Source organism: uncultured Olegusella sp., from assembly GCF_947253395.1.
Taxonomy (GTDB): domain Bacteria; phylum Actinomycetota; class Coriobacteriia; order Coriobacteriales; family Atopobiaceae; genus Olegusella.
In genome coordinates this window covers 1-8,507 of sequence record NZ_CAMXYY010000060.1, presented here as the reverse complement: position 1 = coordinate 8,507, position 8,507 = coordinate 1, and the positions used below count along the sequence as shown (strand labels likewise).

7 protein-coding genes are annotated in these 8,507 nt (G+C 48.7%); all 7 read right to left on the bottom strand.

Features of this window, described 5'->3' with window-relative positions:
- Positions 1-529: 529 nt before the first annotated feature.
- Positions 530-1,018, bottom strand: coding sequence for a TIR domain-containing protein (locus Q0X25_RS05805; RefSeq protein WP_298579851.1), 489 nt, complete (start codon positions 1,016-1,018; stop codon positions 530-532).
- 20 nt (positions 1,019-1,038) lie between these two features.
- Positions 1,039-2,544, bottom strand: a complete 1,506-nt coding sequence (locus Q0X25_RS05800) for a class I SAM-dependent DNA methyltransferase (protein ID WP_298579848.1) — start codon at positions 2,542-2,544, stop codon at positions 1,039-1,041.
- Positions 2,545-2,548: 4 nt separating this feature from the next.
- On the bottom strand, positions 2,549-3,781 hold the full coding sequence (locus tag Q0X25_RS05795) for a restriction endonuclease subunit S (protein WP_298579845.1): 1,233 nt from the start codon (positions 3,779-3,781) through the stop codon (positions 2,549-2,551).
- 9 nt (positions 3,782-3,790) lie between these two features.
- Positions 3,791-6,574: a DEAD/DEAH box helicase family protein gene (locus tag Q0X25_RS05790; RefSeq protein ID WP_298579843.1), complete on the bottom strand. Its 2,784-nt coding sequence runs from the start codon at positions 6,572-6,574 to the stop codon at positions 3,791-3,793.
- Positions 6,571-7,221 carry a helix-turn-helix transcriptional regulator gene (locus tag Q0X25_RS05785; RefSeq protein WP_298579840.1) on the bottom strand — a complete coding sequence of 217 codons (651 nt, stop codon included), beginning with the start codon at positions 7,219-7,221 and terminating at the stop codon, positions 6,571-6,573. The genes Q0X25_RS05790 and Q0X25_RS05785 overlap by 4 nt, the downstream gene beginning before the upstream one ends.
- Before the next feature lie 492 nt (positions 7,222-7,713).
- A complete protein-coding gene (locus Q0X25_RS05780) occupies positions 7,714-7,851 on the bottom strand; it encodes a hypothetical protein (RefSeq protein ID WP_298579837.1) in 138 nt (45 codons plus the stop codon).
- Positions 7,852-7,910: 59 nt separating this feature from the next.
- The coding region (locus Q0X25_RS05775; protein ID WP_298579833.1) for a restriction endonuclease at positions 7,911-8,507 on the bottom strand (597 nt) is incomplete at its 5' end.

Here is an 8,507-nt window from a genome sequence, read left to right as displayed (position 1 = left end):
GGTTACGCCAACCAAAATGAGAATGCCGCCGATGTTCAGTTGGACGCAAATTATGTCGCGACTGGATTAGTTGAGTTTCAATTACCAATAACGGCAAAAAACAACGCAAGCAAACCAATGAGAATGATGCTCAAATAGAAAGGCCAGATAGACCAAGACTTCAAGACGCTCAACCCTCGACATCCGCAACCAGATGCGAGTATCGCCGCGCCACAGTCCATAGAAAACACAGGGATATCGCTTTCCGGCTGCGCTACTTTTTTGTATAGCTCCCGATAGTTCCTCTCGGTGCGCAGATATCGACAGTCCATAAAGAGAGCAGGGAATGTTACTAGAACACCCAACAAAGCAATCTCCCACGAATGATTGATTACTGCGTAGGCGTACGCTGCCGTGACAACAGGCAGCATCCAAGTTTTCACCTGAGAGGAAGCCTGGGACATACGCAAAATTGCAGCTTGGATAAACTCTAGGTGCTTGCGCCTATCTTCAGCTTTGGCGTTATCGTCCATCGTTGCCCTCTGTTCTGCTACTTACGAGTTTTTCCTTGCTTAGCCCAGTAGCTCAAGTTATCTCTTAGCTTGTTGAACGTAGCTTTTGAATCGATGTATCCCCATAAATCCTTTACCGTAGGATCAAAAATGTCGAATCCAGGATTTATACCACCACATCCGTCGATTTGAGTAAAGGGATCTGGGCCTGGCGAGTCTGTTTCTCCGAATGACGACAATCCATGAATACGGATTCCGAGCATTGGCTTCTTTATATCCCAAGCACGTTGAATTTCATATTGTACCCACGGGCGATTAGCTGTTTCTTGGCCGATGAGAACAATGACAGCACTTTTATACTTCATCTGCTCCTCAATCCAATCTGCAATCGCATCAAAACCGCGCCTCCGCACATTTTCCCATGCTTGGGAATTTAGCAATTGCTGCCCTTCAACCGATCCGATATTTCGTACCATCTGCACACGATTCACATCGCGATCGTAGTGAAAACTGTAATACACGGCCATGTTGATTCCTTCTCCGCGAGTTAGTAGGCTCTCGAACCTTGTTCTGTCCTCGACACCTCGGCTTGCAGCTCTTTGAACGAAGCTAGTAGGGATTCGAGGCTGTCGATAATCTCGGCAGCAATCTCCTCCGGCTCAGGCAGGTTTTCCATGTCAGCCAAGGCCTGGTCTTTTATCCAGAAGATATCTAGCGATGCAGTATCCCTGCCAAAAATCTCATCCGCAGAGTACTTACGCCACCTACCATCGGGGTTCTCTTCCGACCAAGTTTCCGTACGTTGATACCGATTCTCGGGGTTATAGCAGGTGATGAAATCCTGCAAGTCTGCAAGGGTGAGAGGGTGCTGTTTCAGCGTGAAATGCTTGTTTGTACGCAAATCGTAATACCAAATATCTTTGGTACTATGCTCGCTTGATGCAGGTTTACGTTCAAAGAACACCACGTTAGCTTTCACACCGGGGCGATAAAAAATACCAGTCGGCAAGCGCAAGATTGTGTGCACATCGCACGATTGCATAAGCTTCCGGCGTACGGTCTCACCCGCGCCTCCTTCAAAGAGCACATTATCTGGCAGTACCACCGCCGCCTGCCCGCCTACTTTCATCAGAGTATGAATATGCTGTAAAAAGTTGAGCTGTTTGTTCGATGTGGTCGCCCAGAAGTCTTGGCGGGAATACACTAGATCCTCGCGCTCTTGTTCGCCCTCCTCGTTGGTGAATGTCATGGAGGATTTCCGGCCAAAAGGCGGATTTGAAAGTACATAGTCGAAACGCTCACCCGGATCTGAAAGCAACGCATCGTTACGAGTAATTGGTATGTTCCCCTGCAAATCGCCGATATTGTGCAGGAAAAGATTCATTAAGCTCAGACGATAGGTGTTTGGTACGATTTCCCAGCCCCGGAAGGTGGAGTTTTTCAGGAACTCTTTCTGTTCCCGATCCAGCCTGTAGTTGGAGGAAATGTAGCGTTGAGCTGCGAGGAAGAAGCCACCACTGCCGCAAGCGGGATCCACGATGGTTTTTATTGGTTTTGGCTGCAGGCACTCGACCATTGCTTCAATGAGTACGCGCGGGGTAAAGTACTGGCCAGCTCCTGATTTTGTATCTTCAGCGTTCTTTTGGAGTAATCCCTCGTAGATTTCACCCTTTACGTCGGTAGACATTGCCGCCCAGTTTTCGGCGTCAATCATGGCTACGATCTTGGCGAGTTTGGCGGGCTCGGAAATTTTGTCTTGCGCACGTTGGAACACCTGCCCGAGAATACCGGGCTGTTCCCCGAGGATATCGAGAGTTTCTCGGTACTGGCTCTCCAACTCAGTTCCTTTGAACGCGCGTAAATCCTTCCAAGAATAGCCCTCTGGGATGCCCAGGGATTTGTTGTACGGAGGATTCGTATACTCGTCTGCCAGCTTCAGGAAAATCATATAGGTGAGCTGTTCGAGATAGTCACCGTACGAGACGCCGTCATCGTATAGCACCCCGCACATAGCCCAAACTTTGGAAATAATGGTGGACGAATTGGTTGACACTTTACTACTTCTCCTCACTAACCGTATTTCCAGCAAAAGTATTCTGCAGAATGCACAAACGGAGTAGTTCTAGCTTCTTTGCGACATTTTCCAGTTGATCTTTCATCTGTTCAATACTCAATTGAACTGATGATACACGATCCATTAGCATCTTCTGCACGGCACTTTCGACCATAATAAAGGGTGCATTAATCACTGTCTTTTGATTTATCTTTGGCATATTTCCTGCGGTACCAGTTGCGTGTGACTTGAAGTAGTTTTTTATTACCGTTGACTGCAACTGGAGAAGCATAAACTGAGGCGTTACATCTCGTGTTGGTGTTAATTTCATCATTAAATCTGGATATATAAATTCATGACTACCGCCAGTATAGATTGCCGCCGTCCCAACATAGTCAATAGTATTGGCTCTCTGAACCAAGATATCGTTTGGCTCTAGCCAAAGATAAGAATCCTCGGGAACCTCTATATCTACGTATTTGAAATACTGCGGGTCAAAATATCCTGAAGTTGTTGCACTCAAACTCAGTGAACGAACTCCGCGACCATCTGGATTTGGTCTCACGGATTTACCATTACGGGGTTTTTCGTTGAGATGCTCTCCGAGCGTAGAAAAAGTTTTCTCCGCCAAATCATCAAGAGTGCTGTCAATAAAATGCTGGTAAAGATGGTTAGTCTTGGTAAAAAGCGACGCCACCGACTTCTCATGCAGTGAAAGTGCTGTCAACTGAGTCGAAACTTCCTTTGCAGTCATCTGTTGTTCTTCGAGTGGAATCAGCGGAATCTCAATTGAGCCAAATTTGGCGGCAGTTACTCCACCGATTAGTCCTCCCATCAGTGCTTTGAACTGCTCCTTAAATTGCGGAGAGCTGGTGAATAAATACAGGTACTCAGGATCGCAGACAGATGAGTCGGCGACAATGGCGAAGAGCTTGTTACCGAAACAAACTTCTCTGTCGATGAGCGCAGTCTTTTTTCCTGCACTCCCGCCTTCTGCGCAGACGAAAACAGTGCCAGCTGGTGCTGTCTTGAATTTTGGTTCACCAGTGGGGATGCGAACACCAGTCTCGTAATCGACTGCACCGTCGAAACCGACGTCTTTTGTGCCAATATAGGGAAGTCCGTCGTTTAGACCAAGGTATTTTTCCTTCTTTACTTTGGTGTTAATCGAGTTGCCGTTATAAATTCGTGCGATTTCACTTAGGGGGACTAATCGCGTTTTCTTTTGAGAAGTCAAAACCCGTCCTTACGCCGCCAATGCCATGTTTAGTTCGTCAAGTACCGCCATGTAGTTTCCTCCGAATACTTGGTAGAAACGACCTAAGCCTCCATGCTCGTCAAATGGGGTGAGCTCAAGATCTTCTGGTGTCACCGAAAGTGAAACTGCTATATGGTCGCGGATGAGGCGCAGCCATTTCATCTGTTCGTCGGTGAGTTTTATGTTGCCTTGGTTTTTCTGCATAGTCCAGCGCATGAAGTTGTAGTTCACACGATCCGCGAAAGGTATTAGCTCATCTTGGTATCCTTCTTGGAAGCGGATGAGGGAAACAAGGTCAGTGAGGGTGCGCGCTGAACCTCTGGCTTTCACATTTTCTGGCCTTCGAATTGCGTAGGCTTCCCATAGGCGTTGAATAGTGACTCCCCCAAGGGCTTGGGTAAATTTCTGATGAAGGGTCTTCAATGCTTCCAGATTCTGTTGCCGTTGCTGGTAAGGAATATCGTAGAAGATTCCTAGCGCAGTGATTTCGTCACGATTCTCGTCAATGAACTGGCTGAAAGAAGCAATTGCTTTATCTAGCTCAACTACATGATTCGAATCCCAGTCGGAAAAAGTCACCCCATCGATATTCACAGCGTCGATAAGCTGGTCGTGGTTGCGCCGCACGTTTTCCACAAACTCGCGTACTTCAGGCTTGCAAAACGGCCCTGCAGCATCGCTTCGCATATGCTTTGCAGCTTCAGCCAGCTCGGTCTCAGTTAGTTCATGGTCTGAACCAAGCATGGCTTCGGCCGTCTCACGAATCTTATCGGGCTCGTGCGCATCAACAAGCATTCGCACGACTTCTTTCACCGGAGCACCAGTTATCTCTACGAACTCAATGAGTTCCTCCTCTGAGAGCTGCTTTTCGAGTCGATTCAACCGTGATGCAAGTGAGCTAAAATTCTCTTCACTATGGTTTCCAGAAGCAATATCAAGCATGAGCTTCTTGAGACTCACTGATGGCTTGCGCTCCCACTGGCGGGATTCCGTTTTCAACGATTTCGATACCCCGATTGCATCAATAAGCACATAGTGGTCTTTCGCGTGCGTAGCAGAGGGTGTAACAGCGCGCAACTGTTCATATCCGAGCGTGCGGGTACCACGACCTTTCATCTGCTCAAAATAGTTCCTGCTCTTGATGTCGCGCATGAAAAGCAAACATTCAAGTGGTTTTACATCGGTGCCGGTGGCAATCATATTGACGGTTACAGCTATACGTGGGTAATACTCGTTCCGAAACGAGCTGAGGGCTTCTTCCGCGTTTTGCGCCGAGTAGGTAATTTTCTGGCTAAACTCGTTCCCCTCGCCAAACTCTTCACGCACGATTTGGATGATGTCGTCTGCGTGAGAATCGGTTTTCGCAAAAATAAGCGTCTTCGGGACTTCTGCGCGTTCAGGGAAAATGCGGGGCAGTGCGTCCTTGAATGCGCGTATCACGGTGCGAATTTGAGATGGGTTAACAATATCGTCATCTAGACGTTGCTTGTTGTATTCAACATCCTCATCTAGCTGTTCCCAGCGCTTTTCACGAGTTAGGCGGTCGCGGAACTCTATTTTCTGGGGAGTAATCACTGCTCCTTCGGTTCCTACTTTTGTTTCAATAGTGAAAATATCGCCTGGTACGTTCACACCGTCAACCACTGCATTATCATGCGTGTACTCAGAGACAACGTTTTGGTTAAAGAAACCGAGGGTTCGTTTATCGGGCGTTGCAGTGAGACCCACGAGATATGAATCGAAATATTCAAGCACCTGCTTCCATACGTTGTATATGGAGCGATGACACTCGTCAATGATGATTACATCAAACATCTCTAGAGGAACATCTGGATTGTAAGCCACTTCGTGCGATGCGGAATTGAGGACGACGGAGCTATCTTCGGCTTCTTCTTCCAGATTTTCAGGGAGGTCTTTCCCTCGTAAGATCGAATACATCCGTTGAATCGTGGAAATATAGACTTGTGAATCCTTGGGGAATGAACCGCTCTTCAATCGGGTAACTCCGTAAATCTCGGAAAAAGTTCGCGTCTCACCAACAGGCTTATAAGCCCGAAATTCGTCTTCCGCCTGCTTACCAAGACTCACCGTATCTACAAGAAACAAGATTCTTTGTGCACGAACATATTTCAGTAACCGATAACTTGAGGTAATTGCGGTGAAGGTTTTTCCCGCCCCTGTGGCCATCTGAATAAGAGCGCGTGGGTGATTGTGGGCAAACGATTCCTCTAGGTTGACGATGGCTGTGGTTTGGCATTCACGAAACCCAGATGGATTCAACGGAGGAAACTGCATGAGCCTGTTGCGAAGAGTGCTTTCATCAGCGAGCAAATCTGCAAGCGTTTCTGGGCGATGAAAAGAGAATACATCCCTAGAGCGGTAATGAATGTCGTTGTAATCAGTAAAACGAGTCAAGATGCCAGTAGCTTCATAGACAAACCTTATAGGCGCGCTTTTATCTCCATAAATAACCGTGCTATCAGCGTAGCGCCAGGATTGATGCTCTACCGAGGTAATATTGTGTCCTTCTTCGTCTTTCTTCGCTTCAACAACACCGCAAAGGGCGCCGTCAACGAACAATCCATAATCCACTGGTCCAGTACTGGTCTGTAACTCCCTAACAGCAACTCCACGCCCAGCACGAGGATTAAAGTCTTTCATGTTTTGCAAGATCCAGCCGGCTTCTTTCAGACGTTGATCAATAAAGTAACGTGCCTGCTGCTCCGGAGTGAGCTGCTCCCAGATATCAGGATTATTTGGTATCTTATTCATGCTTTCTCCTTCTCGCGGGCATCACTTAATGCTATTGCTTCTACGACATCTCCGGGCTGGCAGTCGAGGGCTTCACAGATACGCACGATGGCTTCTCGGGTCTCTTGTTGGGATTTTAGCTTGATGCGCTGCTCATCTAAATGAAGGTCGTGTGTTACGGTGTGAATAAAAGGTTCGCCTTCACGCTCGAGCCGCACAATGTTTTCAATCTCGGGTGGTAGCACTGCATTCGGATCCCCTCCAGCAGTTTTGAAAATGTTGTAGAACAACTCGCCCAGTTGGTAGCCGATATTTCCCCTATTGATTTGCGGATCAATCCGCTGCAGCAATACGGAGCAGTCGTTCAAAGCTGGCTCTTCGTAGGTGTCCTGGAGGTTTTGCTCGAATCTGTTTGATTTCCATCTGCCAGCAAGCTCGCTGGCAACAGCCTGAGAAATTTCGCGGTTTCCGTTCGCGTAGGACTTCCAAGTTGACACGGCCACTATTTTCAAAGCGCTGTGTTCAACAAAGTTGCCATCTTTGAATTTGACTTCAGGCTTGAGACCCATGTTGATAATGCTCGCCACAAACTCGCCTGATTTTGCTTTGTCTTTCAGCAGCGGGCTGAGACCATCAAAAGCGCATTTGAACGGAGTGTTCTTACCCATACGGTCTCCCTCTTTGTATCATGCTGTATCGCTGTGTATCGCTCCTGCACCGCAATTCCGCACACCCTTCTAGATGATGAAGATTCAGGAAGCGCAGAGGCGAAATTACGCGGCTGTGATTCAAAGCTGATTTTACCTGAACGCTGTGCGGGAAGTGAGTAGTTCTTCACAAAACCGCAGAAACGCTCACTTCTCACACAACTCCTACAGGTGACGGATTAGCTACCCGACGCCATATTCCAGCCAAACACTGGGAGGTCTGCGAAGCATCAGCCGCTCGGTACCTGTAATGGGTGCCGAGCTGGTTAGATGTCGGTGCAGGTCTGCACAACTCAATATCTGCTTCGTGGGTCTGCCGCGGCAAAAAGAGGGGAACCTAACATGGCTCAAGCCAAACAACAGAGCGTATTGCCGCGCCGTATCGCACGACCAAAGGAAAGATTGTGCAGGTGCCGCTGCTGGGATTCCCGGCGGACGAAACTCCGCGTGCTGCTACCACGAATCTTGATAATTGCCCTGCCTGAGCTCGCGCTTATGTAGAGGACGCCTATCGGGAGTGGCGGCAAGACGACAACCGCCGCCGCACTGCTGCTGACCTGCGCCTTCACAAGCCGAATTTACATCTGCCATGAGGACGATGCCGGCTACCGCCGCTGGACTATCGATCTTGCCAGCTTTGCGGAGTGGAGCTAGTTGATGGTTTCGTCAAAGAAATCGTCGTCAATGTCATAGAGGGTGAATTCGCGTTTGGTGTGAACAGCCACGCCGTAGGTGAGCATCAGCTCGGTGAGTTTGATGCCATCGATGAGCACGATTTTGCCGTGACGATAACCTTTCGCGCTTTTCACAGCGGCTGGCTGAAAATCTGAGGTAGTGACGAACACGCCCAAGGTAGCGCCGTGTGCATCCAGAGAACCCATGAAATTGCGAATCTCAGGGTCGCCCACCTTGTTCGTATCGGCATTGCGTTTGGCCTGGATATAGACGTTGGACAGACCCAGGGCGTCTTGGCGAATTATGCCATCGATACCGCCATCACCGCTGCGGCCAACGTGCTGTTTCTCACCCTTATCCCCGCCATAGCCCATCGCCCACAGCAAATCCACGACGGCTTTTTCGAAGAAGGTAGGAGAGGATTCCTGCAGGCGTTTGCGTAACTCTGTCTCGGTCTGGGCATTATAGGCGCGCTCTGCTGTGCTCATTGCTTCAAGAGGGTCGCTCGCTTCTGTGGCAGGCACGACCTGGCTCTCACCACGAGAAGCCTTCCTTTCAGCAATTTCTTGCTG

Bases quoted from the DNA above. Each gene is read 5' to 3' on its own strand.
- Q0X25_RS05805 (WP_298579851.1), bottom strand. From the start codon at position 1,018: ATGGCCGTGTATTACAGTTTTCACTACGATCGCGATGTGAATCGTGTG.
- Q0X25_RS05790 (WP_298579843.1), bottom strand. From the start codon at position 6,574: ATGAATAAGATACCAAATAATCCTGATATCTGGGAGCAGCTCACTCCG.
- Q0X25_RS05785 (WP_298579840.1), bottom strand. From the start codon at position 7,221: ATGGGTAAGAACACTCCGTTCAAATGCGCTTTTGATGGTCTCAGCCCG.
- Q0X25_RS05780 (WP_298579837.1), bottom strand. From the start codon at position 7,851: ATGGCAGATGTAAATTCGGCTTGTGAAGGCGCAGGTCAGCAGCAGTGC.